This is a genomic window from Skermanella pratensis, assembly GCF_008843145.1.
Lineage (GTDB): Bacteria > Pseudomonadota > Alphaproteobacteria > Azospirillales > Azospirillaceae > Skermanella > Skermanella pratensis.
This window is the reverse complement of the sequence record NZ_CP030265.1, coordinates 3985680-4012542: the sequence shown is the minus strand read 5'-3', so window position 1 is coordinate 4012542 and position 26863 is coordinate 3985680. Positions and strand designations below refer to the sequence as shown.

The 26863-nt window shown below is 68.7% G+C and carries 22 protein-coding genes; 9 read left to right on the top strand and 13 right to left on the bottom strand.

What is annotated here, in order from left to right:
- Positions 1-102: 102 nt before the first annotated feature.
- Complete coding sequence (locus tag DPR14_RS18400; RefSeq protein WP_246149371.1) at positions 103-1287, top strand: glycosyltransferase; 1185 nt, start codon at positions 103-105, stop codon at positions 1285-1287.
- Here the strand turns inward: DPR14_RS18400 and cysG are convergent.
- From cysG to DPR14_RS18350, 10 genes are all read right to left on the bottom strand, one after another.
- Positions 1257-2678, bottom strand: a complete 1422-nt coding sequence (gene cysG, locus DPR14_RS18395; protein WP_211103820.1) for a siroheme synthase CysG — start codon at positions 2676-2678, stop codon at positions 1257-1259. The genes DPR14_RS18400 and cysG overlap by 31 nt on opposite strands.
- Positions 2653-5277 carry a molybdopterin-dependent oxidoreductase gene (locus DPR14_RS18390; RefSeq protein WP_158046453.1) on the bottom strand — a complete coding sequence of 875 codons (2625 nt, stop codon included), beginning with the start codon at positions 5275-5277 and terminating at the stop codon, positions 2653-2655. The genes cysG and DPR14_RS18390 overlap by 26 nt, the downstream gene beginning before the upstream one ends.
- Positions 5274-5636, bottom strand: coding sequence for a nitrite reductase small subunit NirD (nirD, locus tag DPR14_RS18385; RefSeq protein WP_211103819.1), 363 nt, complete (start codon positions 5634-5636; stop codon positions 5274-5276). The genes DPR14_RS18390 and nirD overlap by 4 nt, the downstream gene beginning before the upstream one ends.
- A 5-nt stretch (positions 5637-5641) precedes the next feature.
- Positions 5642-8113, bottom strand: a complete 2472-nt coding sequence (gene nirB / locus DPR14_RS18380; RefSeq protein WP_211103818.1) for a nitrite reductase large subunit NirB — start codon at positions 8111-8113, stop codon at positions 5642-5644.
- 16 nt (positions 8114-8129) lie between these two features.
- Positions 8130-8930, bottom strand: a complete 801-nt coding sequence (locus DPR14_RS18375) for an ABC transporter ATP-binding protein (RefSeq protein WP_158046451.1) — start codon at positions 8928-8930, stop codon at positions 8130-8132.
- A 13-nt stretch (positions 8931-8943) separates the two neighbouring features.
- Complete coding sequence (gene ntrB, locus DPR14_RS18370; protein WP_158046450.1) at positions 8944-9819, bottom strand: nitrate ABC transporter permease; 876 nt, start codon at positions 9817-9819, stop codon at positions 8944-8946.
- Between the two features lie 35 nt (positions 9820-9854).
- On the bottom strand, positions 9855-11282 hold the full coding sequence (locus DPR14_RS18365) for a CmpA/NrtA family ABC transporter substrate-binding protein (protein ID WP_158046449.1): 1428 nt from the start codon (positions 11280-11282) through the stop codon (positions 9855-9857).
- Positions 11283-11683: 401 nt separating this feature from the next.
- A complete protein-coding gene (locus DPR14_RS18360; RefSeq protein ID WP_192499020.1) occupies positions 11684-12259 on the bottom strand; it encodes an ANTAR domain-containing response regulator in 576 nt (191 codons plus the stop codon).
- A gap of 257 nt (positions 12260-12516) precedes the next feature.
- Positions 12517-13497, bottom strand: a complete 981-nt coding sequence (locus tag DPR14_RS18355; protein ID WP_158046447.1) for a pseudouridine-5'-phosphate glycosidase — start codon at positions 13495-13497, stop codon at positions 12517-12519.
- Positions 13498-13506: 9 nt separating this feature from the next.
- Positions 13507-14442: a carbohydrate kinase family protein gene (locus DPR14_RS18350; RefSeq protein ID WP_192499019.1), complete on the bottom strand. Its 936-nt coding sequence runs from the start codon at positions 14440-14442 to the stop codon at positions 13507-13509.
- 124 nt (positions 14443-14566) lie between these two features.
- Between DPR14_RS18350 and DPR14_RS18345 the strand changes: the two genes are divergently transcribed.
- Both DPR14_RS18345 and DPR14_RS18340 read left to right on the top strand, forming a co-directional pair.
- Positions 14567-15667: a ligase-associated DNA damage response exonuclease gene (locus DPR14_RS18345; RefSeq protein ID WP_158046445.1), complete on the top strand. Its 1101-nt coding sequence runs from the start codon at positions 14567-14569 to the stop codon at positions 15665-15667.
- Positions 15664-17274: a cisplatin damage response ATP-dependent DNA ligase gene (locus DPR14_RS18340; protein WP_158046444.1), complete on the top strand. Its 1611-nt coding sequence runs from the start codon at positions 15664-15666 to the stop codon at positions 17272-17274. The genes DPR14_RS18345 and DPR14_RS18340 overlap by 4 nt, the downstream gene beginning before the upstream one ends.
- Before the next feature lie 12 nt (positions 17275-17286).
- Here the strand turns inward: DPR14_RS18340 and DPR14_RS18335 are convergent, their stop codons facing one another.
- Positions 17287-17787 (bottom strand): YciE/YciF ferroxidase family protein, encoded by a 501-nt coding sequence (locus tag DPR14_RS18335; protein ID WP_158046443.1) that lies wholly within the window; start codon positions 17785-17787, stop codon positions 17287-17289.
- A gap of 84 nt (positions 17788-17871) precedes the next feature.
- Positions 17872-18768 carry a cytochrome c oxidase assembly protein gene (locus tag DPR14_RS18330; RefSeq protein ID WP_192499018.1) on the bottom strand — a complete coding sequence of 299 codons (897 nt, stop codon included), beginning with the start codon at positions 18766-18768 and terminating at the stop codon, positions 17872-17874.
- 225 nt (positions 18769-18993) lie between these two features.
- Here DPR14_RS18330 and DPR14_RS18325 point away from each other — a divergent pair, with 225 nt between their 5' ends.
- The 3 genes from DPR14_RS18325 to DPR14_RS18315 all read left to right on the top strand — a co-directional run bounded on the left by DPR14_RS18325 (position 18994) and on the right by DPR14_RS18315 (position 21672).
- Entirely contained in the window at positions 18994-19848 is an 855-nt protein-coding gene (locus DPR14_RS18325; protein WP_343038663.1) for a transglutaminase-like domain-containing protein, read from the top strand.
- A gap of 109 nt (positions 19849-19957) precedes the next feature.
- Positions 19958-21307: a dihydrolipoyl dehydrogenase family protein gene (locus tag DPR14_RS18320; protein WP_158046441.1), complete on the top strand. Its 1350-nt coding sequence runs from the start codon at positions 19958-19960 to the stop codon at positions 21305-21307.
- A gap of 143 nt (positions 21308-21450) precedes the next feature.
- A complete protein-coding gene (locus tag DPR14_RS18315; RefSeq protein ID WP_158046440.1) occupies positions 21451-21672 on the top strand; it encodes a hypothetical protein in 222 nt (73 codons plus the stop codon).
- Positions 21673-21682: 10 nt separating this feature from the next.
- On the opposite strand, the gene DPR14_RS18310 is transcribed toward DPR14_RS18315, so the two are convergent.
- On the bottom strand, positions 21683-22996 hold the full coding sequence (locus DPR14_RS18310) for a hemolysin family protein (protein ID WP_158046439.1): 1314 nt from the start codon (positions 22994-22996) through the stop codon (positions 21683-21685).
- A 153-nt stretch (positions 22997-23149) separates the two neighbouring features.
- Here DPR14_RS18310 and DPR14_RS18305 point away from each other — a divergent pair, with 153 nt between their 5' ends.
- The 3 genes from DPR14_RS18305 to DPR14_RS28355 all read left to right on the top strand — a co-directional run bounded on the left by DPR14_RS18305 (position 23150) and on the right by DPR14_RS28355 (position 26787).
- Positions 23150-25204: a molybdopterin-containing oxidoreductase family protein gene (locus tag DPR14_RS18305; RefSeq protein ID WP_158046438.1), complete on the top strand. Its 2055-nt coding sequence runs from the start codon at positions 23150-23152 to the stop codon at positions 25202-25204.
- Positions 25205-25333: 129 nt separating this feature from the next.
- Complete coding sequence (locus tag DPR14_RS18300) at positions 25334-26050, top strand: vWA domain-containing protein (protein WP_158046437.1); 717 nt, start codon at positions 25334-25336, stop codon at positions 26048-26050.
- A 14-nt stretch (positions 26051-26064) separates the two neighbouring features.
- Positions 26065-26787: a DnaJ domain-containing protein gene (locus DPR14_RS28355; RefSeq protein ID WP_158046436.1), complete on the top strand. Its 723-nt coding sequence runs from the start codon at positions 26065-26067 to the stop codon at positions 26785-26787.
- Positions 26788-26863 lie beyond the last annotated feature (76 nt).

The window sequence follows — 26863 nt, the reverse complement described above, 5'->3', positions numbered from 1 at the left end:
TCTTTGACTGTCTGAATATCTTCACTTTTACTTAAACCTGTTTCGAAATGGAGTAACCGGCGAGCCCGGACCCTCCCGCCTTGAGGAGATGTCACCTTGACCATGCATACCGACGACGCGATCTCCCTCGGCGACATGCTGCGGACCCAACGGGCCGAAGCGCAGGAAGCCCCCTCGCGGATCGCCGTGTTCCTCCAGGATCTCTACGGCGGCGGGGCGGAGCGCGTGATGCTGGCGCTCGCCACCGGCATCGCGCGCCGCGGCTACCCGGTCGACCTCGTCCTCGTCCGGCGGGAGGGGGCCTATGTGGACGACATCCCGCCCGGCATCCGCGTGGTCGAGCTCGGCACGCGGCGCACCGTCAACAGCGTCGTGGCGCTGGCCCGCTATCTCCGGCGCGAGCGCCCCGCCGTGCTGCTGACGGCGCTGGTCCATGTCAACATCGCGGCCCTGCTGGCGCGTCTCCTGGCCGGCGGCCGGACCCGGATCGCCATCACCGAGCACAACCAGATCAGCCGCAACATGGGGGCCAACGCCAACTCGACGCTTCGGATGGCCTATCGGCTCGTGCCCTACCTGTATCCCCGCGCGGCGAAGATAATCGCTGTGTCCGACGGCGTCGCCGACGACCTGACCCGCTTCGCGCGGCTGAACCGGGCGCGAATCGACGTGGCCCATAATCCCGTGGTCACGCCGGACCTGCTGACCCGTGCCGCGCAACCTGTCAACCATCCCTGGTTCGCCGAGGGGGAGCCGCCGGTGATCCTGGGGGTGGGCCGCCTGTCGCCGCAGAAGGACTTCGCCACCCTGCTGCGAGCCTTCGCGCGGGTCCGGGCCGAACGCCCGGCCCGGCTGCTGATCCTGGGAGAAGGGGCGCTCCGCCCGGAGCTGGAGAAGCTCGCCGACGAACTCGGCATATCGTCGGACGTGCAGCTGCCGGGTTTCGTCGACAATCCGATGGCCTTCATGGCGAAGGCCTCGCTGTTCGTGCTGTCGTCCCGGTTCGAGGGTCTGCCCACGGTCCTGATCGAGGCGATCGCCTGCGGCACCAGCACGGTCTCGACCGACTGCCCGAGCGGGCCGCGCGAGATCCTGGAGGACGGCAGGCTCGGCGGGCTGGTTCCCGTCGGCGATCCCGGGGCGCTGGCCCTGGCGATCGGGCAGGCCCTGGACAATCCCGTCCCCGCCGACCTGCTGCGGGCCAAGGCTGAAGCGTACACCGTCGAGCGGGCGGTGGACCGCTACCTGGAGCTGCTTCAACCGGCGCCGGCTCGCTCCATCGCGTAGCGCGCCGGCTCCGGTTCGTCCCGCGGGACGGCGGCCTCCCGCGGGCGGTGGCCGATCGCCGCGCCGACCATGACCAGCGTCGGCCCGTCGCCCAGTTCCGCGGCGGCGCGGGCCGGCAGGGTCGCCAGCGTCGCGAAGCAGCGGCGCTCGTCGGGACGGGTGCCGTTCTCGATGGCGGCGGCCGGCGTGTCGGGCGACAGCCCGGCCTCGATCAGCCTGACGCTGAAATGTGCCAGCTGGCTGCGGCCCATGTAGATCGCCAGCGTGCCGTCCGGATTGGCGAGCCTGCCCCAGTCCATCGCCCGGGTTGCGTCGTCGTCCAGGCAGTGGGCGGTCACGAACTGGACGCTGCGGGAAACGCCCCGGAGCGTCAGCGGGATCTGCGCCGCCGCGGCGCAGCCGAGCGCCGCCGTGACGCCGGGCACGATCGAAACCTCGATGCCGTGGCGGCGCAGATATTCCGCCTCCTCCCCCGCGCGGCCGAACATCAGCGGATCGCCGCCCTTCAGCCGCACGACGCGCCGGCCCCGGCAGGCATGTTCGAGCAGCAGGGCGTTGATCTCGGTCTGCTTCACCGAATGGCGCCCGGCCCGCTTGCCGACCGAAATCCGCTCCGCGTCCCGGCGGGCGAACTCCAGCACGCCCTCCCCGACGAGGTGGTCGTACAGGATGACGTCGGCCCGCTTGATCGCGCGGATCGCGGCCAGGGTCAGCAGTTCGGGATCGCCCGGTCCGGCGCCGACCAGATGGACCATCCCGGGACCGGGATCGGCGCCGCCGGCGGCGGTCCGGCCGAGCAGGCGTTCCATCTCCGCGCGGGCCTCGTCGTCGCGGCCATGCATCGCCAGCTCGCCAGCGCGCCCGTCCAGAACCTCGTCCCAGTAGCGCAGGCGCTGGCGCGTGGTCGGAAGCGCGTCCTGGACCTTGCGGCGGAACTCCCCGGCGAGCCGGGCCAGCCGGCCGAAAGCCGAGGGGACCGCCAGTTCCAGCCGCTGGCGAATCAGCCGGGCCAGCGCCGGCGCCAAGCCGCCGGTCGAGACGGCGACCACCACCGGCGAGCGGTCGAGGATCGCCGGAAAGATGAAGTCGCAGAATTCCGGCTTGTCCACGACGTTCAGCGGAACCCCGCGCGCCCTGGCGAGGTCAACCAGCGTCGCGGTCAGGCGCGCGTCGTCGGCGGCATCCACCACCAGGGCGACTTCGTCGAGCGCCGCCGGAGTGAAGTCGGCGGCGCCCATGTTTCGGACATCGGCCCCCGCCCGGCGCAGCAGGGCCGTCTTGTTGCCCGCCATGTCGCCGGAGCCGATCACCAGGCACGGCCGCCCCTTCCTCAAGTCCATGAAGACGGGCATATAGGGCAACGTCTCAGGCTGCCCGGTCGCTTCGCGCATCGGCGATCAGCTCCTTCAGCTCGGGGATGCAGGATCCGCAGTTGGTGCCGGCCTTCAGCGCTACGCCGACCTGTTCGGCGGAGGTCAGCCCGCCGTCGCGGATGGCGCGCGCGATGCGGTTGAGGCCGACATTGAAGCAGGCGCAGACGACCCGCCCCTCGTCCGGCAGTCCGGCCGGCGCCCGGCCGCTCAGGAGCCCGCAGCGGGCATCCGTGTCGATCGACGGGGTGTCGAACAGGCCGACCAGCCATTCCCGCGCGGGCAGGGCGGGACCGAAGCTGAGGAACAGGCAGGACTCCAGCCGGTCGCCGTCGAGCCGCGCCCAGCGGTGAACGCCGCGCCGGGTGTCGTGATAGTCGATCCCCGGCAGCCGGGGCAGCAGCGTCTCGGCCCATGCCGGGATATCGGCCGGCGCAACGGTGCCGGCCAGGGTCAGGACGGTGCAGCCCGCCGCCTTGATCCGCGACCAGTACTCGGCGCTCTCCGGGGAGGGTATTACCTCCCGGGCGATCAGGAAGGCGGTCCAGGCCGGTCTGAAGGGGGCCACGCGTACCGCGGTATGCTTCAGCTCCGGCTGGCCCGAGACCGGGTCGGTGAGCGGGGCGACCAGCGCGTTGACGCCGCCCTCGGCCGAGAATTGCCGGCTCCAGTGCATCGGCGCGAAGAGCTGTCCCGCCGGCTGGTCGCCGGTGATCCTGACCCTGAGCGTGGCTCGGCCGCTGGGGGAGCGGACCACCGCGAGCCCTCCGTCCTCCAGTCCCGTCGCGGCGGCGTCGGCCGGGTTGATAGCGACGAATGGCTCGGCGATGTGGCTGGACAGCCGGGGCACCCGGCCGGTGCGGGTCATGGTGTGCCACTGGTCGCGGATGCGGCCGGTGTTCAGGACGAACGGGTATTCGGCGCCGGTCGCCGTACCTGGAGGTGCTGCCCGAACCGGCACGAAGGCGGCGCGTCCGTCGGGCGTCTGGAAGCGGCCGTCCCCGAACAGCCGCGGCGTTCCCGGCGCGGGCCATTGGACCGGCTCCAGCGTGTCGTAGTCGGCATCGGCCAGCGCGGCGATGTCGAACACCCGGCTGCCGGCGTTCTCGAATCCCGAAAGCGTCGCGTGCTCTCGGAAGATGTCCGCCGCCGACCCGTACCGGAACGCCTCGCCCCAGCCCATGCGGGCCGCGACCTGCGCGATGATCCACCAGTCCGGCCTGGCCTCGCCCGGAGGGGGCAGGAAAGCGCGCTGGCGCGAGATACGGCGTTCTGAGTTGGTGACGGTGCCGTCCTTCTCTCCCCAGGCGACGGCGGGCAGCAGCACGTCGGCATGGACCGCCGTGTCGGTGTCGCGGGTGCAGTCGGAGACCACGACGAACTCGCACGACGCCAGCGCGCGGACCACCCGGTCGGCGTCGGGAAGGCTGACGGCGGGGTTGGTCGCCATGACCCACAGGGCCTTGATCCGGCCGCCCTCGACCGCCTGGAACAGGTCCACCGCCTTCAGCCCCTCGCGCCGCGCGATCCGGGGCGCCCGCCAGAACCGTTCCACGCGCTCGATCGCTTCCGGCGTGAAGCCCATGTGCGCCGCCAGCTGGTTGGCGAGCCCGCCGACCTCCCGCCCGCCCATGGCGTTGGGCTGGCCGGTGACCGAGAACGGCCCCATGCCCGGACGGCCGATGCGTCCGGTGGCGAGGTGGCAATTGACGATGGCGTTGACCTTGTCGGTCCCGTGGGACGACTGGTTCACGCCCTGGGAATAGACCGTGACGGTCGCGGCCGTCTCGGCGAACCAGCCGTAGAACCGCTCGACCTCGTTGGCGTCCAGCCCGCAGGCCGCGGCGACCGCCTGCGGCTCCCCGGCCGCGGCCGACAGGGCCTCCGCGAAACCGCCGGTGTGGCGGGCGATGTAGCCCCGGTCCAGGGCTTCCGCCCGGTCCAGATATGCGAGCAGCCCGTTGAACAGGGCGACGTCGCTGCCGGGCCTGAGCGCCAGGTGCAGGTCCGCGGCGTCGCAGGTCGCCGTCCGGCGCGGGTCGATCACGACGATGCGGGTGCCGCGCTCGGCCCGTGCCCGCGCCAGCCGCTGGTACAGCACCGGATGGCACCAGGCGAGATTGCTGCCGACCAGCACGACCAGGTCGGCCAGTTCCAGATCCTCGTAATTGCCCGGCACCACGTCGCCGCCGAACGCGCGGCGGTGGCCGGCCACGCTCGACGCCATGCACAGGCGGGAATTGGTGTCGATGTTCGCCGAGCCGATGAAGCCCTTCATCAGCTTGTTGGCGACATAGTAGTCTTCCGTCAGCAACTGTCCTGAAACGTAGAAGGCCACGGCGTCCGGCCCGTGCCGGTCGATGACTGCGCGGAAGCGGCTCGCCACCGTATCCAGCGCCTCGTCCCAGGTCGTGGTCCTGCCGTCCACCGCGGGATGCAGCAGGCGGCCGTCCAGCCCCAGCGTCTCCCCCAGGGCGCTTCCCTTGGAGCAGAGCCGGCCGAGATTGGCGGGATGCTCCGGGTCGCCCGAGACCGTCCAGCCGCCCGCACCGTCGGCCTTGGCGACCATGCCGCAGCCGACGCCGCAATAGGGACAGGTGGTGCGGACGGCGCCGGTCACGACGCCGCCCCGGGCACACCGAGGGCCGGGCCGGGGGGCAGGCGCAGGCCCAGCCGGATCAGACCGTTCTCGACCTGCACCGGGAAGGTCCCGGCGCAGCCCTCGTCCGGTCCGGTGGCCTCGCCCGAGGCCAGGTCGATGACCCAGTTGTGCAGCGGGCAGGTGACCCGCGCGCCGTGGACGATGCCCTGGGACAGCGGCCCGCCGGCATGGGGGCAGCGGTCGCGCACCGCGAACACGTCGTCGTCGGCTGTGCGGAATACCGCGATGTCGCCGCGCGGGGTCTTCACGACCCGCGCCCCGGCCGGCGGAATGTCGGCGACCCGGCCGACCTCGATCCAGGTGATGTCTTCCTTCATGATCCTCACCCCACCATCGCGAGCGGCGCGAACTCGTGGGAGTCGACGCCCCGGGAGGCGCGCTCGTCCCAGGGGTCGGTTTGCGAGAACACCTGCGAGAACCGGAAGCGGGCGAACAGGGCGCGGCGGCCCTCGTCGTCCTCGACCACCCGCTTCTTCACATAGTCGAGGCCGACCCGCTCGACCCAAGGCGCCGTGCGGTCCAGGTACCGCGCCTCCTCCCGGTAGAGCTGAAGGAAGGCGCCGCAATACTCCAGCACCTGCTCCTCGGTCTCGACCTTGGCCAGGAAGTCGCACTCGCGGACCTTCATGCCTCCGTTGCCGGCGACGTACAGCTCCCAGCCGCTGTCCACGGCGACGACGCCGAAATCCTTGATGGTCGCCTCGGCGCAATTGCGCGGGCAGCCAGACACCGCCAGCTTGACCTTGTGCGGGGTCCAGGTGCCCCAGGTCATCCGCTCCAGCTTGACGCCCATGCCGGTCGAATCCTGCGTGCCGAACCGGCACCATTCGGACCCGACGCAGGTCTTCACGGTCCGCAGGCCCTTGGCATAGGCGTGCCCGGAGACCATGCCGGCCTCGTTCAGGTCCTTCCAGACGGCGGGAAGGTCTTCCTTCTTCACGCCGAACAGGTCGATCCGCTGGCCGCCGGTGACCTTGACCGTCGGAATGGCGAACTTGTCCACCACGTCGGCGATGGCCCGCAGCTCCTTGGCGGAGGTCAGGCCGCCCCACATGCGCGGCACGACCGAGTATGTGCCGTCCTTCTGGATGTTGGCGTGGACCCGCTCGTTGACGAAGCGGGACTGGTAGTCGTCCTTGTACTCGCCCGGCCATGCCGCCAGCAGGTAGTAGTTGAGCGCCGGCCGGCAGCTGTGGCAGCCGTTGGGCGTCTTCCATTCCAGTGCCTGCATCACCGCCGGGATGCTCTTCAGCTCTCCCGCCACGATCAGCCGGCGAACGTCGTCGTGCGGATGGTGGGTGCATTTGCACAGGGGCTTGGCGGCCGCGGCGGCCTGGTACCCGTCGCCGAGCGACAGTTCCAGGAGCTGCTCGACCAGCCCGGTGCAGGACCCGCAGGAGGCCGAGGCCTTGGTATGGGTCCGCACGTCGTCCAGCGAGGTCAGGCCCTTGTCGGCGATGGCCCTGGTGATGGCGCCCTTGCACACGCCGTTGCAGCCGCAGATCTCCGCACTGTCGGAGAGGGCGGCAACGGCGGCCTTAGGGTTTGCGGCTCCTCCTCCTCCGAAGCCCTGGCCCCCGAATCCTTGGCCGAAGATCAGCGTCTCGCGCAGCGGGGCGACATTCTCCGCCTCGCGCAGCATCTGGAAGTACCAGGCACCGTCCCTGGTGTCGCCGTACAGCACGGCGCCGGCGATCCTGTCCTCCTTCAGCACGATTCGCTTGTAGACGCCGCGCGCGGCGTCGCGGAAGACGATGTCCTCGCAGTCCTTGCCGCCGCTGAAGTCGCCGGCCGAGAACACGTCGATGCCGGTCACCTTCAGCTTGGTGCTGGTGACCGAGCCGGCATAGGCGGATTCCGGCCTGCCGGCGAGCTGGTCGGCGCAGACCCGCGCCATCTCCCACAGGGGAGCCACGAGGCCATAGGTCGCCCCGCGGTGCTGGACGCATTCGCCGACCGCCAGGATGGCGGGGTCGGAGGTCACCATATGGTCGTCCACCACGACGCCGCGCTCGACCGCGAGGCCGGCGGCCTTGGCGAGCCCGGTGCTCGGCCGGATGCCGACCGCCATGACCACCAGGTCGGCCGGGATCTCGCGCCCGTCCTTCAGCAGCACGCCGGTGACGTGGCCTTCGCCCAGGATGGCCTTCGTGTCAGCATTCGTGATCACGTCGATGCCGCGGTCCTCCAGTTCGCGCTGGAGCAGGAAGCCCGCGGCCTCGTCGAGCTGGCGTTCCATGATCGTGCCCATCAGGTGGATCACGGTCACTTTCATGCCGTTGACGGCCAGCCCGTTTGCCGCTTCCAGGCCGAGCAGGCCGCCGCCGATCACGACGGCGTGCCTGCCCCCGTCGGCTGCCTTCCTCAGCATGGCCTCGACGTCGAACATGTCGCGGAACGTCACCACGCCGGGCAGGTCGCGGCCGGGCACCGGGATGATGAACGGGTCCGACCCGGTCGCCAGCAGCAGCCGGTCGTAGCCGACCGTCCGGCCGCCGATGGAAGTCACCGTCCGGGCCTCCCGGTCGATCTTCTCGACCTTCTCGCCGGTCAGCAGGGCGATGCCGTTCCGGTCGTACCAGGAGCGGTCGTTCAGGACGATCTGGTCGAAGGTCTTCTCGCCGGCCAGCACCGGCGACAGCATGATGCGGTTGTAGTTCACGTGGGGCTCGGCACCGAACACGGTGATCTCGTACCGGTCGGGATCGCGCTGGAGCAGTTCCTCGACGGTGCGGATGCCGGCCATGCCGTTGCCGACGAGGACGAGGCGTTCCTTGGTGTTTGCCAGGGTCATGACGGATGTCTCCGGTTCAGGCGGCGTCGGCATCGACGGGACGATGCCGGGCGTAGAGGAATCGCAGCACTTCGCCGCGGCAATGGGCGTAGGTCGCGTCGTCGGCCAGGTCGAGGCGCTTGCGCGGACGTTCCAGCGGGATGTCCAGCACTTCGCCTATGGTGGCGGCGGGACCGTTGGTCATCATCACGATGCGGTCGGACAGCAGCACGGCCTCGTCCACGTCGTGGGTGATCATGATGACGGTGTTGCGCAGCGTGTTCTGGATCTGCATCAGGGCGTCCTGGAGCCGGGCGCGGTTGAGCGCGTCGAGCGCCCCGAACGGCTCGTCCATCAGCAGCACCTTGGGCTCCATCGCCAGCGCACGGGCGATGCCGACCCGCTGCTTCATGCCGCCGGAAATCTCGGACGGATGCTTGCCGACGGCGTGCGCCATGCCGACCAGGTTCAGGTTGTGCAGGGTCCAGTCGTGGCGCTCCTGCGCGCCGCGGGTCTTGCCGAACACCTTGTCCACCGCCAGGCGGACATTGTCGTAGACGGTCAGCCAGGGCAGCAGCGAGTGGTTCTGGAACACCACGGCCCGGTCGGGACCCGGCGCGTCCACCAGCCTGCCTTCCAGGAAGACCCCGCCCAGCGTCGGCTTCAGCAGGCCCGCGACGATGTTCAGCACGGTGGACTTGCCGCAGCCGGAATGGCCGATGATGCTGACGAACTCGCCCCTGGCGATCTTCAGGTCCACGTCGCGCACCGCCGGGACCGGCGACTTCCGGGGGTTGAAGGTGATGCCGACGCCCTCGATGCTCAGATATGCGGTCATGCCGGGTGTCTCCTCAGCGGTTGGAGTGGTCGAAGCGGCGCTGGATCAGGTTCATGCCCATGTCCAGAAGGATGCCGACCAGCCCGATCACGACGATGGCGACGATGATGCTCGACACGTTGAGGTTGTTCCATTCGTCCCAGACGAAGAAGCCGATGCCGATGCCGCCGGTCAGCATCTCTGCCGCCACGATGACCATCCAGGCGATGCCCAGCGACAGGCGCATGCCGGTCAGCACGTGGGGCAGGGTGGCGGGCAGCAGGATGTGGCGGACCATCTCGATCCGGTTGAGCCGCAGGACGGCGGCCACGTTGCGGTAGTCGTTGGGGATCGCCTCGACCCCGGCGGCAGTATTCAGGATCATCGGCCAGATGCTGGTGATGAAGATCACGAAGATCGCGGAGGGATCGACCGCCCGGAACAGCAGCAGCCCGATCGGCAGCCAGGCCAGCGGGCTGACCGGCCGCAGGATCTGGATCAGCGGCGCCCAGCCCTTGCGGAAGATCGCGCTGGAGCCCATCAGGAACCCGACCGGAACCCCCACCAGGGCGGCCAGCAGGAACCCCGCCATGACGCGGCCCAGCGAGTAGAGCACCTGCCAGAACAGTCCCATGTCGTTGGGGCCGTTGCTGTAGAACGGGTCCGACAGCAGCTCGACGCCGCGGTCCCACGTCTCCCCGATGCCGGGGAAGCCGCCGCCCAGGTTGGCGGCGATCAGGTGCCATGCCAGCAGGACCACCAGGAGGGTGATGGCCGGCAGCACGATGTCGGGCAGCATCTGGTAAAGCCGCTCGCGGAGGCGGGCCGCTGCCGAGGGGAGGGCGGGAAGGGACGGTTGTGGCTGGACTGCGGGCGAGTTCGTGGTCTCGTCCACCGGGACGCTGGTCATGTCGGGAGATCCTTGATGAACTGGAGACGGACGGCTCAGACGTTCGCCTGGGCGAGGGCGTCCAGGTCGATCTTGAGTTTCGAAACCTCGAAGCCGCGCAGGTAACCCACGGGGTCGGCCGGATCGAAGGCGCGGCCGTCGAGGAAGCGGTCCGGTCCCATGGCGATCGGCCGGGTCGCGTCCGCCAGCGTCCAGGGTTCCGCCCGCGTTCCCTCCGACTTCCAGTCCACGGTCGGGTAGGCGACGCCCAGCTCCTTGGCGGCCTCCCGGTATATGTCGGTGCGGAACACCGCCTCGGCGGTCTTCGCGAAACTGATCGGCTGCTCGATCTGTCCCCAGCGCGCCATCTGGGTCAGGTACCACACCGCCTGGCTGCGCCACGGGAAATTGGCGGCGTAGCGGTGGAACACGTTGAAGTCCGGCATCGGCAGCGCCGGTTCCTTCGGCGCGTACTGGAAGGTGCCGGTCATCGACATCTTGACCACGTCGGCCGGCGCGTTGACGTAGGCCTTCCGGGAGATGATCTCGACCACCTCCATCCTGTTGTCCGGCTCGTCCATCCACTGCGCCGTCTCGATCAGCGCGCGGATCAGGGCCTTGTGGGTGTTGGGATTGGCGTCGGCCCAGTCCTGGTTGACGCCGAAGACCTTCTCGATCTTGTTGTTCCAGATGTCGTAGTTCGTCACCAGGGTGCGCCCGATCCCGGCCTGCACGGCGCGCGCGTTCCACGGCTCGCCGACGCAGTAGCCCTGGATGTTGCCGGCCTGGAGGTTGGCGACCATCTGCGGCGGGGGGATCACGATCAGGCGGACGTCCTCGTCCGGATCGATGCCGGCCGACGCCATCCAGTAGCGCAGTTCGTAATTATGGGTGCTGACCGGGAACACCATGGCGAAGGTCAGCGGCTCCTTGCCGGCCTTCCTGTCGGCGTCGATCACCTTCTTCAGGGCGGCGGCGCCGACCGGGTGCTTCTTCATGGTCTCGGGGTCGATCTCGACCATGCGGTCGTAGAGGGCCGTCGAAACGGTGATGGCGTTGCCGTTGAGGTCCATGGAGAACCCGGTGACCGTCGGCTTCCGGATCGCGCCGATGCCGAGCGTCGCGGCGAGCGGCATGCCGGCCAGCATGTGGGCGCCGTCGAGCGCCCCGATCATCACCTTGTCGCGGATGTTCGCCCAGGAAGCTTCCTTGGACAGCGTGACGTCCAGGCCGTGCTTCTTGAAGAAGCCCTTTTCGGAGGCGATCACCAGCGGCGCGCAGTCGGTCAGCGGAATGAAGCCCAGGGTCAGCGTCGGCTTCTCGATCCCGTCGGTGCCGGCCGCCCAGGCGCCCGCCGGGGCGACCGCCCTGATCGCGGAGAGCAGTGCCGCGGTCCCGGCGAGCGAGGCGCCGGCCTTGAGGATGCCGCGGCGGTCCTGCCGGGCGGAAAGCTTGGAGGTGAACAGTGCTGGGTCCTTGGACATCGCTCGCTCCATCGGCCGAAATTTCGGCAATAAAAAAGGCGCCGGAACGTCGAGCGGGCTGAAAGGAGCCGCTCGGCATTCGGACGCCATTATCCGGGGTAGGTCGTTCCGCCGTTGGACCGACACTGTCTTGCGCGACTGGCGCTCCGCCATTGGATCGCCACGCCGCACGCCAAACCATTTAGCAAGCGTCGTGCCAAAGTTGAGCAGGCGCGGAAAACTGCGGAATGCCTCGCTTCCGGTCTCGATCGGCCTTTCCAGAGCCGGCTAGAATGCCTGAGATCCTATCAATGCCCGGTCAAAAATTGTGCAGTGCGGAATGCGACGGGTTTCTGCACAAGATTTGATTACTGCGGCGTCGGGCGAGTCGAAGCTTTTCAAAGACTTGCGCGATGGCCGCCTCAGCCCTTGAACAGTTGGGACAGCGACAGGATGTTCTCCGCGATCTCGGCGAGGCGCTTGTTCTGGTCCATGGCGAGCTTGCGCAGGAAACGGTATGCCTCTTCTTCGGTCACTCCCTTGTGCGCCATCAGCAGGCCCTTGGCCCGCTCGACCACCTTGCGGTCGGCCAGGGCGGTCTTGGACTTGTCCAGCTCCTCCTGGAGCTTGCGGAATTTTGTGAACTGCACGATCGCGATCTGAAGGATCGACTTGACCATCTTGGGGCTGAGGCCGTCGGCGACATAGACGCTGACCCCGGTTTCGATCGCCTCGCTGATCAGCGTGCTGTCTTCCTGCGCCACGAACATCGCGATGGGCCGCGGGTTCTCGCGGTTGATCATGATCAGGTTCTCCAGATAGTCGCGGTAGGGGGACTCCAGGTCGATGATGACCAAGTCGGGCTGGTGCGTCCTGATGCCCTCGCGCAGATCGTCGTCCTTGCTGATGGTGGCGACCACGTCGTAACCGGCTTCCTTGAGGCCGGACAGGACGACATCGGACCTCTCGGGGTTCTCATCGACGACCAGAAGGCGCAATTCCAACGTTCCTGTGGGCTGTCTTCACCGCTGCTTCGCGTGACCGACAAGCAAGCCTTGGGCCACGGGATGACGGCCGACGGCGAAGGGGGAGGCGTTGGAAAGCTCTATTTCGTGGCCACAGATGCACGCCGATGGGCGCAGATACGGATCATGGATAAGCGCCGGTTGTCCACAGAGGCGCCGAAATGCCGAAGCCCATCTGAGTTTATCTGCGTGCATCTGTGGCCAAAAAAACCGAAAGCGCCGGCTTCGCCTCAATACCAGGGCCGCGTCCGGGTCAGGTGCGGCTTTGGCGGCAGGGCCGTTTCCGCGCTCAGCTCGGCGTAGGCGTGGGCGATGGAGGCCGCCACGGCGGCGTTGTTGCGGACCAATGCTATGTTGGCTTCCAGGCTGGCGCCGCCGGTCAGTTCCTCAAGGCGGGACAGCAGGAACGGGGTCACGTCCTTGCCCTTCACGCCCTGAGCGTCGGCATCGGCCAGCGCCCGGGTGATGGCGTCGTCGATGAGGCCCTGGTCGAGCGCCGCCGACTGCGGAATCGGGTTGGCGATCACGGCGCCGCCGTTCAGGCCGAGCTGCCACTTGGCGCGCAGGATGCGCGCGACCATGGCCGGGCTGTCGCAGCGGGACGCCAGCCTGATGCCGCTGGAGCGGGTGTAGAAGGCCGGCAGCTCGTCGGTGCCGTAGCCCAGCACCGGGACGCCGCGGGTCTCCAGGTACTCGACCGTCTTGGGCAGGTCGAGGATCGCCTTGGCGCCGGCGCAGACCACGGCGACGTTGGTGGTCGCCAGCTCGTCCAGGTCGGCGGAGATGTCCAGCGTGCTCTCGGCGCCGCGGTGGACGCCGCCGATGCCGCCGGTGGCGAAGACCGCGATCTCCGCCAACGCCGCGCAGATCATGGTGGCGGAAACCGTGGTGGCGCCGTCGGCGCGGGTGGCGAGCGCCACCGGCAGGTCGCGCCGGCTCAGTTTCATGACCCCGCGGCCGGCGGCGTCGCTGTTGGCGAGATGCTCCAGGTCGTCGTCGGTCAGGCCGATCCGGATGCGGCCGTCGAGAACCGCGATCGTCGCCGGGACGGCGCCGCCGTCGCGGATCGTCCGCTCCACAAGGCGAGCCGTCTCCACGTTCCGCGGATAGGGCATCCCGTGGGAAATGATGGTCGATTCGAGCGCGACCACGGCCTTTCTGGCCTGGAGCGCCTCGGCGACCTCGGGGTGGATGGCAAGATAATCGTGCATGCCGGCAGTCTACGCGGATTTCCGCAAAAGTCCCGCGCGTTCGATGGCGAGATCGGCGTTCAGCATCGGGTTCACGGTTTCATCCGCTTCCACCGCCCAGGCGGCGCAGGCCAAGCCGATCCGCATGGCGTCCTCCATCGAATGGCCGCCCATCCGGCCGAAGATCACGCCCGCCACAAGGGCGTCGCCCGCACCGGTCACCTCGTTGACATCGACCGGCGGCGGCAGGAAGAAATCATAGTCGAAGGGGGAGGCGACGAACGCCCCTTCCCGGCCGCGGGTGATTACCACGCTGCCCACGCCGTTGCACATCAGGCGATAGCCCGCCTCGCACACGTCCAGCGGCGCGCGGATCGGCACGTGGGAGAGGTAGGCCGCCTCGTCGCCGTTGGCGAACAGCGTGTCGATCCCGCTCAGGATACCCTGGAGCCGGGCCGCCTTGGCTACCGAGACGCAATCCACGTAGACCGTGCAGCCCGCCGGCTTGCGGCGCAGCAGCAGGCGCAGCGACTCGGCCGGCAGATTGCAGTCGATGAACCAGACCGGGATGCGCTCCAGCCGGGACAGCAGCGGCTCGATGAGCTCGACCGTCAGTTCGTCGTAGATCCCCATGTCGGCCAGGCCGATCACCAGCTCGCCGCTGCGATCCAGCAGGGCTGTGTAGGAGGCCGTCGGCGAGGTGGCGGAGCGCGTGCAGTCTTCCACGCCGATGCCGGCGTCGGTCAGGCCCTGGAGCACCGAGTCGCCTTCCCGGTCGGTGCCGACCCGGCTCACCATCGCGACCGACAGCCCGAGGCGGGCGAGATTCTCCGCCACGTTGCGGGCAACCCCGCCCATTCCCACCCGCAGGGTGACGGGGTTCGAACTTCCCGGGACGACCGGACCGGCAGCGGTGGCCTTGCGATCGATGTGGGCTGCACCGATGCAGGCGACGGTGGGCTCCATGGGGTAAGCCTCTCCTTCGTGGAATCCTTCTAAAGAACAGGATGAACTTAGAACGGGTGATACCGCAAGGGCCGGGATATCGGCGGGTTTGGCTTTTTCCCGCCATGTTGCCCATATATCCACCATGACCGCTTCGATTTCCCTTCCCGACGCCTGGCCACCGGAATCCTGGATCAAGGTGCTGCCCCAGGGGCTCTACGTCGAACCCGGCGACTTCTTCGTCGATCCGGTCCGCCCGGCCCAGCGCGCCGTGATCACCCACGGCCACGCCGACCATGCCCGCCCGAACAACGCGCGGGTGCTCGCCACTCCCGATACCATCGCGATCATGCGCGCGCGCTACGGCGAGGCCGCCGGCGGGTCGCTCCAGCCGTCGCCCTACGGCGAGACGGTGCGGATCGGCGAGGTGGACGTCCGGTTCGTTCCGGCCGGCCATGTGCTGGGCAGCGCCCAGGCGGTGATGGAGTACCGGGGCTGCAGGATCGTCGTCTCGGGCGATTACAAGCGGAGGGCCGATCCGACCTGCGCGCCGTTCGAGCCGGTGACGTGCGACGTGTTCGTGACCGAGGCCACCTTCGGCCTGCCGGTGTTCCGTCACCCTCCCGACGAGGGCGAGATCGCGCGGCTGCTCCACTCGGTCGAGCTGTTCCCGGAGCGCAGCCATGTGGTCGGCGCCTACGCGCTCGGCAAATGCCAGCGGGTGATCGCCCTGATCCGCAAGGCCGGCTACGACAAGCCGATCTTCCTGCATGGCGCGCATATCCCGTTGTGCAACCTGTACCGGGAGCTGGGGGTGGACCTGGGGGAATTGATCCCGGCGACGGGGCTGAAGAAGGACGCTTTCGTAGGTCGGATCGTGATGGCGCCGCCCTCGGCGGTGGCCGACCGCTGGGCGCGCCGGCTGCCCGACCCCGTGGTCGCCATGGCGTCGGGCTGGATGACGGTGCGCCAGCGCGCCCGGCAGCGCGGCGTCGAGCTGCCGCTGGTCATCTCGGACCATGCCGACTGGGACGAGCTGTGCGCCACCATCGAGGAGGTCGGCGCCCCCGAGGTCTGGGTCACCCACGGGCGGGAGGAGGCGCTGGTCCATTACGCCACCGGCCGGGGCATCCGCGCCCGCGCCCTGGCGCTGGTCGGCTTCGACGAGGAAGGCCAGGGGGAGCTTCCCGACCTGGAGCAGCCGCCGGCGGCGGGCGCGGCACCAGCCCGGGGAGCGCTGCTGTGAAGCGGTTCGCCGAACTGATCGACGCCCTCATCTTCACCCCGTCGCGCAACGGCAAGATCCGGCTGATGGGAGATTACTTCAGCCATACGCCCGATCCGGAGCGGGGAATAGCACTGGCGGCGCTGACCGGCGGTCTGACCTTCACCGACGCCAAGCCGGCGGCTCTGCGCAACCTCGTCATGACGCGGGTCGATCCGGTGCTCTACGGCTGGTCCTATGATTTCGTCGGCGACACGGCGGAGACGATCTCCCTGATCTGGCCGCAGCGCCCCGGCGCCAACCATGAGCCGACCCTGGCCGAGGTGGTCGGGACGCTCGCCGAGACCAGGCGCGCCGACGTGCCCCGGCTGGTCGAGCGCTGGCTCGACGCGCTGGACGCCCAGGGCCGCTACGCCCTGATCAAGCTGATCACCGGCTCGCTGCGGATCGGCGTCTCGGCCCGGCTGGCCAAGACGGCGCTGGCCGAGTGGGGCGGGCAGAGTGTCGACGACATCGAAGAGGTATGGCATGGCCTGACGCCTCCCTACCTGCCGCTGTTCGCCTGGCTGGAGGGGCGGGAGGAGCGGCCCGCCGTCGGCGAGGGGGCGGGCTTCCGCCCGTTGATGCTGGCGAACCCGCTTGAGGACGAGGACATCGCGGCGCTGGACGCCGACGTCTACCGGGCGGAATGGAAGTGGGACGGCATCCGGGTGCAGCTTGTCGCCAAGGGCGGCGAGTGCCGGATCTATTCGCGGACCGGCGACGACATCGGCCCGGCCTTCCCCGACATGCTGGAGGCGATGGAGTTCGACGCCGTCCTGGACGGCGAGCTGCTGGTGCTGCGCGACGGCGCCGTGGCGCCGTTCAACGACCTTCAGCAGCGCCTGAACCGCAAGACCGTGACGGCCAGGATGCTGCTGGACTTCCCGGTCCATGTCCGGCTCTACGACATCCTGTTCGAGGGGCCGGAGGATCTGCGGCAGCTCGGTTTCGAAGAGCGGCGGCGGCGGCTTGAGGACTGGCATGCCCGGACCGGCCCGCGCCGGATGGACCTGTCGCCCATGCTGCCCTTCTCGACCTGGGGCGAGCTGGCCGAGTTGCGCAACGGCGCCCGGGAAAGCTCCATCGAAGGTCTGATGCTGAAGCGGTTCGACAGCGCCTATGTCGCCGGCCGGCCGAAGGGACCGTGGTTCAAGTGGAAGCGCGGGCCGCTGACGCTGGACACGGTGCTGATGTACGCCCAGCGCGGCCACGGCAAGCGGTCGTCCTTCTATTCTGACTACACGTTCGGGGCCTGGAAGGGGGACGAGCTGGTGCCGGTCGGCAAGGCCTATTCCGGCTTCACCGACGAGGAGCTTGGAATGCTGGACCGGTGGGTGCGCAACCATACCGTACGGCGTTACGGCCCGGTGCGCGAGGTCGAGCAGGGGTTGGTGCTGGAAGTGGCGTTCGACAGCGTCCACCGCTCGACGCGCCACAAGAGCGGCGTCGCCATGCGGTTTCCGCGCGTTGCCCGCATCCGCTGGGACAAGCCTCCGGCCGAGGCGGACCGGCTGGAAACCCTGGAGAAGCTGATCGTGGATCAGGGCGGCAAAAACCCCGCCCCGGAGGGGGCGGGGCTGTCTTGAGGCGGCGGTGCGTCAGGCGGCGGCCTGCATGGCCTTCTTGTTGACGTCGCCGATGGCGAGCTTGTTCAGCAGCTCGTCGGTCTTCTTCTCCTCGTTGAGGGTCTCTTCGAGGAGCTGGGCGACCTCGTCCAGGCCGCAGGCCTGGGCCAGGGCATGCAGCGTGCCGTAGCCGGCGATCTCGTAATGCTCGACCTTCTGGGCGGCGGCGATCAGGGCCACGTCGAGCAGCTCGGGCGCGAGGCCCATTTCCATGATTTCCTTGGCCTCTTCGATCAGGCCTTCCATCGCATGGCAGTGCTTGCCGCGGGTCCGGGTGTCGAGCTTCTCGAAGACCTGTTCCAGGCGTTCGATCTGGCCCCGGGTTTCCTCGAGATGCTGGGTGAACGCCTGCTTGAGCTGCTCGTTCGACGCGGCCCGGGCCATCTTCGGCAGTGCGCGGGTAAGCTGCTTTTCCGCGTGATAGATGTCGCGCATTTCCTCGATCATCAGGTCCTGCAACTTTTTGACAGCCATGGTGGGCTCCTTTGGCGGGGTGAACTCGTTTCGCGTGCCGCAGGGCTTCTCCCTCTGCGTTCGTCGGTCCCCAACAGTGCAGGCTCAGGTCGGTTCCGTGACGTTCGCATTGCGGCGCGCGAGCGCGTTCAGCCAGGCGCCGATCAGCCATACACCGGCGGCCAGATGGATCATGCCGGTCGGCACCCACATGATCAGCCCGGCGAGTTGCTGGTCCTCCAGCGCCGTCAGCCCCCAGAGCGAGGCGGAATCTCCGTAGGCGGGGTAGAGCGGAACCCGCGCGAAGGTCAGCAGGGCGCCCAGCATGCCGCCGTGCAGCACGGTCGCCAGAGTCCAGGCCGCGGCGGAGCCGTAGCCGTTCGGGCCGTCGCGCCCGGCATGCAGGACGCTCCACCAGAACAGCACGGCGCTCGCCATGAAGGTGGCGTGCTCGGCGGTGTGGACCGCGTCGTTGACCAGCGCCGCCTGGAACGGGGCCGGCGCGTGCCAGGCCCACAGGGCGATGCCCTGGATCACCGCCGCCACCGACGGCCTGGTCAGGAACCGTCCCGGCCGAAGCCGCCGCACCGCCGCGGCGGCGCGCGGCCGCCAGCCGTCGGGAAGCGCCCGCATCATCGGAGCGAGCGGGGCTCCCAGCACCAGCAGCGGCGCCGCGACCACCATCAGCAGCATGTGCTGGATCATGTGGGCCGAGAAAAGGGTGCCGCCCACCGCGTCGAACGGCCAGACCAGGGCCAGCACGAGCGTGAGTTCGCCGGCCAGGAAGCAGGCCGCCCGTCGGCGCGGAACGCCCCGTCCGGACCCCGCGCGGGCCCACATCCGCGCCACGCCGCGTCCGTAGAGCCAGTGCGCCAGGGCGAGCGGGACCAGGACCAGGGGGTCGAACGACCACGCGTACCAGATCCCTTCCGGCGGGATCACGGAGAGCCCGTGGGCCAGGGCGGGCGGGGACGGCAGCAGAAGAACGGCTGTCAGTATCAAGTGGAGCGGCATCGGGGTCCGGCGTCGTCTGTTCCGAATAATGGTCTGTTCCGAATAGTGGTAACAGGTAGCGAACACTATGGCGGCAAGATGCGAATTTTTTAGTCATTTCATCCGAAATGCCGCAGCCAGCCATTCGCCACGCGCATTTGACCGCACCCGCCGGCAATAATAAAGTCCGCGAAAATTTGGCTTGGAAGAATTCGGCTTGGAGTGTCGAGGCGCGTGTCGATCATCATCTCACCATTTCGGATGGAGCAAGCCGACCCCGGAATCGTCATCAAGGTCGGTTACGAGTTCTCCATCGAGGTAGCCCGGCCGACCACGGTCCTGCTTCTGCTGAACGTCCACCCCGGCCACGAACGCAGCCTGCTGAAGCGCGACGTGGTGGAGACCTTTCCGGCGGCTCCGGTGGAGGAGTTCCTCGACGGCTACGGCAACCGGTGCACCCGCTCCGTGGTCCAGCCCGGCGTCACCACGTTCCGCTCCATCGGGCTGGTGCGGGACAGCGGCCTGCCGGACCTGAGGCACGCCGGCGCGCGCCAGCACGGCGTCGACCGGCTGCCGCCCGACGTGCTGCCCTTCCTGTTCGGCAGCCGCTACTGCGAGACCGACCTGCTGTCCGGCGCCGCCTGGGAGCTGTTCGGCACCGTGCCCGAGGGGTGGGATCGGGTGCAGGCGGTCTGCGACTGGGTGAGCGGCGCGGTCGAGTTCGGCTATCGGCACGCCCGCAACACCCGGACGGCGCTGGAGACCTTCAACGAGCGGAAGGGGGTGTGCCGCGACTATGCCCACCTGTCAATCGCGCTCTGCCGCGCGCTGAACATCCCGGCCCGGTTCGTCAACGGCTACCTGGGCGATATCGGCATCGAGGCGCTGCCGTTCCCGATGGACTTCAACGCCTGGTTCGAGGTCTACCTGGACGGAAGCTGGCACATGTTCGACGCGCGCCACAACGAACCGCGGATCGGCCGCATTCCCATCGCGAAGGGCCGCGACGCGGCCGATGTCGCGATGATTACGACCTTCGGACCCCACATCCTCAAGAGTTTCCTTGTCTGGACGGAGCAGGTCGCCTGATATCCCACGCCGGGAGCATGATGACATGTTTGCGTCCGGGATGTTGTTGCTGGACGCGGAACGGCATCATTCTTTGATCGAGGGGCGCTCGGCCCTGGGGAGGACCGATATGACCCAAAGCTATGACGTCGTCGTGGTGGGAACCGGCGTCGCCGGGACGGCCGTCGCGAGAGGATGCCGGGCGGCGGGTCTCGACGTCGCGATCGTCGACGAGCTTCCCTATGGAGGGACGTGCCAGCTCCGGGGCTGCGACCCCAAGAAGGTGCTGCGCGCGGCGGCCGAACCCGTGGCGGCCATGGCGCAGCTCGCCGAGGTCGGCGTCTTCGGCGCACCGGCGGTGCCGGACTGGCGAGCGATGATGGCTTTCAAGCGGCGCTTCACCGATCCCGTCACGCCGTCCAAGGAAGCCTCGCTGGCCGATGCCGGCATAGCCGGGCTGCACGGCACCGCGCGCTTCGTCGCTCCAGACGCCATGGCGGTCGGCGACACCGTGCTGACGGCCGGCCATTTCGTGCTGGCGGCCGGATCGAAGCCGGCCGACCTGCCGATCGAGGGCGCCGGCCTGCTGCTCCACAGCGACGGTTTCCTGGATCTGGAACGGCTGCCCCGCCGCATCGCGCTGGTCGGCGGCGGCTATATCGCGATGGAGTTCGCCCATCTCGCCATGCGGGCCGGCGCGGAGGTCACGATCCTCCAGCGGGGCGTGCGCCTGCTGGCCGGCTTCGATCCTGACCTGGTGGACCTGCTGGTCGAGCGGACCCATGACCTGCCGGTGGACATCCGGGTCGGGACCGCCGTCACGGCGGTGGAGCGGAACGGCGAAGGCTACCGCGTCCATGCGGACCAGGAAGGGCGGAACCTCCAGTTCGATGCCGACTTGGTCGTCCACGCGGCCGGGCGGGTGCCGAACCTGGACGGGCTGGACCTCGAGGCCGGGAACGTCGCGGCGGGCAAGCGCGGGGTGGAGGTCGACGGCCAGCTGCGCAGCACGACCAACCCGCGCGTCTTCGCGGCGGGCGACGCGGCGCCATCCGGAATGCCGCTGACCCCCAAGGCCAGCCACGATGCCGGGGTGGTGGTCGCCACCCTGACCGGCCGGGCCGAGCGCCGGGTGGACTATGGCGGGATGCCGAGCGTGGTCTTCTCCCTGCCGCCGCTGGCATCCGTCGGCCTGCAGGAGGAGGAGGCAGCGCGCCGGGGACTGCGCTTCCGGGTCAACCACGCCGTCACCGGCGATTGGTTCAGCGCACGCCGGCTCAACGAACCCTGCTCCGGCCACAAGGTCCTGATAGAGGAGGGCAGCGGCAGGATCCTGGGCGCCCATCTGGTCGGCCCCCATGCCGACGAGGTGATCAACCTGTTCGCGCTGGCGATCCGCCACGGGATCGCCGCCGACCGGCTCGCGGAGACGCCTCTCGCATACCCCACCGGCGGGGCCGACATCGCTTCGATGGTTTAGCCGGACCGGGTATTCCTCTTTCTTCCAGGTCGTGTTCCAAAGTCTTAAACCGTCCTAAATCGAAATATATATTTAAATTTAATTTAATGTCTAAAGGTTTTCACGGTATCATCCCTCGATAGATTGGAGAGGGGGCGGGTTCGATGGCGCGCGGTGTCGACGACGAGGCGGCGGTGGCGGAGGTTTACGCCAATGCGCGAAGCCTCAGGGCCGATGAAGCGACCGCCGCCGAACTGGCGCGCCAATGCTACCGGGACCTGTTTCCCCATGTGCCCGACGACCGGGTTGCCGCAGAGGTCGAACGGATCGTGAAGCCCGTGCGCGATGCGGTGGATGCCGGCCGCTCCTGGTGGGCCGGCGGCTGATCCGAAGCGGTCAGATCGACGAACCCTCGTCTTCCTCATCCGCCGGCGGGATCGCGACCAGCACCTTGTCGACCCGGCGGCCGTCCATGTCGACCACCTCGAACCGGCTGCCGCGCCAGGCGAAATGTTCGCCGGCGCTGGGCACGTGCCCCAGTTCGGCCATGACGAACCCGGCCAGCGTGTGGAAATCGCGGTCCCCGCGCAGGCCGCGCAGGCCCAGCCGGTGCTCGACCTCGTCGATCGGCAGCATGCCGTCCACAAGCCAGGTCCCGTCCTCCCGGCGCACCACCCCGGCGTCGTCCTCGCCCGCCTCGGGGAACTCGCCGGCGATGGTTTCCAGGATGTCGGTGGCGGTGGCGATGCCTTCGACCGAACCGTACTCGTCGACCACGATCGCCATGTGCAGGCCGGTCTGCTTGAACAGCTCCAGCACCCGCAGCACCTGGGTGCCGTCGTGGATGATCAGGGGCTTGTTCAAGGTGGCCTGGAGGTCGAGCGGCCGGCCGGTCAGGATCTTGTCGAGCAGGTCCTTGGTGTTGACGATGCCGACGATCTCGTCCAGGTCGCCGCGGCTGACCGGGAACCGCGACCGGCCGCTCTCGGCGATCTCCCGCCGGATCGTCTCGGGATCGTCGTCGATGTCGAGCCAGTGGACGTCGGGGCGCGGCGTCATGATGGTCCGCACGCTCCGGTCGGCCAGCCGCAGCACGCCCTCGATCATCTCGCGCTCGGCCGGGTCGAACACGCCGGTGCGGGCACCCTCGGCGATCATCGACTTGACCTCCTCCTCGGTAACCTCCGCCTGCTTCACCTGGTTGAGGCGAAGCAGGCGGAGAACCAGGTTGGTCGAGACGCCGAGCAGCCAGACCAGCGGCGCCCCGAGCATCGCGACGAAGCCCATGGGCCGGGCAACCAGGGCGGCGATCCGCTCGGCGTTGACCAGGGCTATGCGTTTGGGCACCAGTTCGCCGATGATCAGCGACAGGTACGTGATGAAAGCGACCACCACGGCGAACGAGACGCCGTCCGCATAGGGCTGGATCGCCGGGATGCGGCGCAGCTCCACCGCCAGGTATCCCGCCAGGGTGGCGCCGCCATAGGCGCCGGCGAGGATTCCGATCAGGGTGATGCCGACCTGGACCGTGGACAGGAACTTGGACGGATCGTCCACCAGGCGCATCGCCGCCCGGGCTCCCCGGTGGCCTCCCTCGGCCATTTGCTGAAGTCTTGCCCGCCGGGCGGATACCACGGCCAGTTCGGACATGGCGAAGAAGCCGTTCAGCAAGATCAGCAGAACGACCACGATCAGTTCCCAGGCGAACATGAACTCCTCGGTTTGAAATTTCGCTGCGGGAAGTTAGCACGGCGGAGGGTCCGTCAGGTAAGGCCGATTGCCGGAACCTCCGGATGTGGCTAGATTTGATCTGCGCCGACATGCCCAGACCGCTCCGCGGCGCGTCTATCGAAAGTTCAGCCGGTGCCTGATTCGACGTTCGTCCCATCCGTCTGTCCGCATGATTGCCCCAGCACCTGCGCGCTGGAAGTCGAGCGGATCGCCCCGAACCGCATCGGCCGGGTGCGCGGCGCCCCGGACAACAGCTATACGGACGGCGTCATCTGCGCCAAGGTCTCCCGCTATGCCGAACGGGTCCATCATCCGGACCGCCTGACCAAGCCGCTCCAGCGGGTGGGGGCCAAGGGCGAAGGGAAGTGGCGGGAGATCCCGTTCGACGCGGCGCTCGACATCGTGGCCGAGCAGTTCGCCCGCGTCGGCCGCGACCACGGCCCCGAAGCTGTCTGGCCCTATTACTACGCCGGCACCATGGGCCATGTTCAGCGCGACGGCATCGAACGCCTGCGCAACGTCATGGGCTATTCGCGCCAGGCGACGACGATCTGCACGGCGCTGGCCGATGCCGGCTGGCTGGCCGGCAACGGGGTCAAGCGCGGCGCCGACCCGCGCGAGATGGCCTTGTCCGACCTGATCGTGGTCTGGGGCGGCAACCCCGTGGCGACCCAGGTCAACGTCATGAGCTGGATCTCGCGCGCCCGGAAGGAGCGCGGCGCCAAGCTGGTCGTCGTCGATCCCTACCGCACCGGGACGGCCGAGCGCGCCGACCTGCACCTGGCGCCGCGCCCCGGCACCGACGGCGCGCTCGCCTGCGCGGTCATGCACGTGCTGTTCAAGGAAGGATACGCCGACCGGGACTACATGGCGCGCTACGCCGACGCGCCGGACGAGCTGGAGCGGCATCTGGCGACCCGCACGCCGGCCTGGGCGGCTTCCATCACCGGCCTGGACGAGGAGGCGATCGTCGGATTCGCGCGGCTGTACGGCGCCGTCAAGCGAAGCTTCCTCCGGCTCGGCTACGGCTTCTCGCGCAGCCGCAACGGCTCCGCCCAGATGCATGCGGTAAGCTGCCTGCCGGTCGTCACCGGCGCCTGGGCCCACGAGGGCGGCGGGGCGCTCTACAGCAATTCGGCGATCTACCGTCTGGACAAGACGCTGATCGAAGGGCGCGACCGCCTGGACCCCGGGGTCCGCGTGCTCGACATGTCCAGGATCGGGCCGGTGCTGGCCGGGGAGCGGGACGCGCTGGGCGCCGGGCCGCAGGTCCACGCGATGCTGATCCAGAACACCAACCCCGCGACGGTGGCCCCGGAAAGCGGGAAGGTGCGGGCCGGCCTGCTGCGCGACGACCTGTTCGTCTGCGTGCACGAGCAGTTCATGACCGACACGGCCCGGCTGGCGGACATCGTCCTGCCGGCGACCATGATGCTGGAGCATGACGACCTCTACACCGCCGGCGGGCAGATGCATCTCCAGGTCGGGGCCAGGCAGATCGATCCGCCCGGCGATTGCCGGGAGAACCACGAGGTCATCCGCGGTCTCGCCCGCCGGCTCGGGGCGGAGCATCCCGGTTTCGACATGACCGCGTGGGAGCTGGTCGACGCCACCCTGAAGGCGTCCGGCTGGCCCGATGCCGCGACGCTGCGCGACAAGCGCTGGCACGACTGCATCGCGGAGACCGACAGCCACTTCCTCCAGGGATTCGGCACGCCGGACGGGCGGTTCCACTTCAAGCCGGACTGGTCCAGGGTCGGGCCGAACCATGCCGACATGCCGCCGCTGCCCGACCATTTCGACGTGATCGACGCCGCGACGGACGAGCATCCCTACCGGCTGGTCGCCCCGCCGGCCCGCCAGTTCCTGAACAGCAGCTTCACCGAGACGCCGAGCGCCAGGAAGCGCGAGGGGCGGCCGACCGCACTGGTCCACCCGGAGGACTGCGGCAGGCTGGGGCTGGCCGACGGCGGGCTGGTCCGGATCGGCAACCGACGCGGCAGCGTGCTGGTTCATGTCAGGCCGTTCGACGGGCTCCAGGCCGGGGTCGTCGTGGTCGAGGGGATCTGGCCGAACGACTGCTTCGTGGAGGGCAGGGGAATCAACGTGCTGACCGGCGCCGATCCGGGGCCGCCGCTCGGCGGGGCGGTGTTCCACGACACGGCGGTCTGGCTGCGGGCGGGGTGACCGTCACGGCCTGGATCTCCGCCCGCCTCTCCGAAAGAATCGGCCCTGGAAAGAGGACGAATCCGGTTCCATCTCAGTTTATGGAACGCACGCCCTCAGTTTCCCATCGATTAGGAGATATGGGCCGCCATGGCAGACGATGACAAGACACTGCCGACTACCAAGTCCGCCCAATCCGACGTGGATGCCTTCCTGCGTAAGGTGGCGGCGACGCCCAACCTCAAGCAGACCGGCCGGCGCGGACGCCTGATGTTCGCCATGGATGCGACCGCCAGCCGGCAGCCGTCCTGGGACAAGGCATGCCAGATTCAGGCCGAGATGTTCGAGGCGACGGCGGCGCTCGGCGGCCTGGACGTACAGCTCGTGTTCTATCGCGGGTTCCGCCAGTGCCAGGCGAGCCCGTGGGTCGGCAACGCCAAGGACCTGCTGAAGCGGATGACATCGGTCACCTGCCTGGGCGGCCAGACCCAGATCGACCGCGTTCTGAACCATGCCCTGAAGGAGAGCCGGCGCGAGAAGGTGGACGCCGTCGTGTTCGTCGGCGACTGCATGGAGGAGGATGTCGACAAGATCTGCCACCATGCCGGGGAGCTGGGGCTGCTCGGCGTTCCGGTATTCATGTTCCACGAGGGCGGCGAACCGATCGCCCGGCGGGCCTTCGAGCAGATCGCCCGCCTGAGCGGCGGAGCCTATTGCCCCTTCGACGCCTCCAGCGCCCAGCAGCTGAAGGAACTGCTGAGCGCCGTCGCGGTCTTCGCCGCCGGCGGCCGGCCGGCACTGGCCGACTACAGCCGGAGCAAGGGCGAGGTGGTGCGCCGGCTCTCCCACCAGGTCGGCAACAGGTAGGGACGCAAGCCCCGATGTTCCCGCTGTTCCTGCTCGGCATAGCACTTCTCGTGGGTTTCTACCTGCTGGCGCAGGCCTTCGTCAGCGCGGACCCGAAGAGCCTCGCGAAGGGCGTGAAGTACACCATGATCGGCGTCACGGTGGTGGTGGTCTTCTTCCTGGCGATCACCGGACGTCTCGCCACCGCGATGGCGGTGGCCGCCTTCGCCCTGCCGATGGTGCTGCGCTGGCGCGCCCTGGTGAATCGCGTGAGGGCCGCGGCCGGTCCCTCCGGGGGGCAGAGCTCCACGATCGAAACCTCGTTCCTGCGGATGCGGCTCGACCATGACAGCGGCCGGATGAACGGCGAGGTGCTGCGCGGCCGGTTCCAGGGCAGGGGGCTGGACGACCTCGGGCTGGCCGACCTGATGGACCTGCTCCAGGAATGCCGCGACGGCGACTCGCAATCCGCGGCGATCCTCGAAGCCTATCTCGACAGGACCCGGGAGGAGGACTGGCGTGCCGGCGCTTCGGGTGCCGGGGAACACGAACGCGGGTCCGCGGGTTCACGGAGCACCGGCGGCGCGATGACGCGCGCGGAAGCCTATGAGGTATTAGGCCTTCAGCCCGGCGCAAGCGCGGGCGAAATAAAGGATGCCCACAGAAGACTTATGCTGAAGATGCACCCCGATCAGGGCGGGTCGACATATCTCGCGGCCAAGATCAATCAGGCCAAAGATCTGCTCTTACGCTCGTAAAGCGTGGGTTGCGCCGCAGCACACGCTTGTGGCAGAAAATTCAAGTCGTAAAGTGCCGCTTCGGGTTCTTCCCATC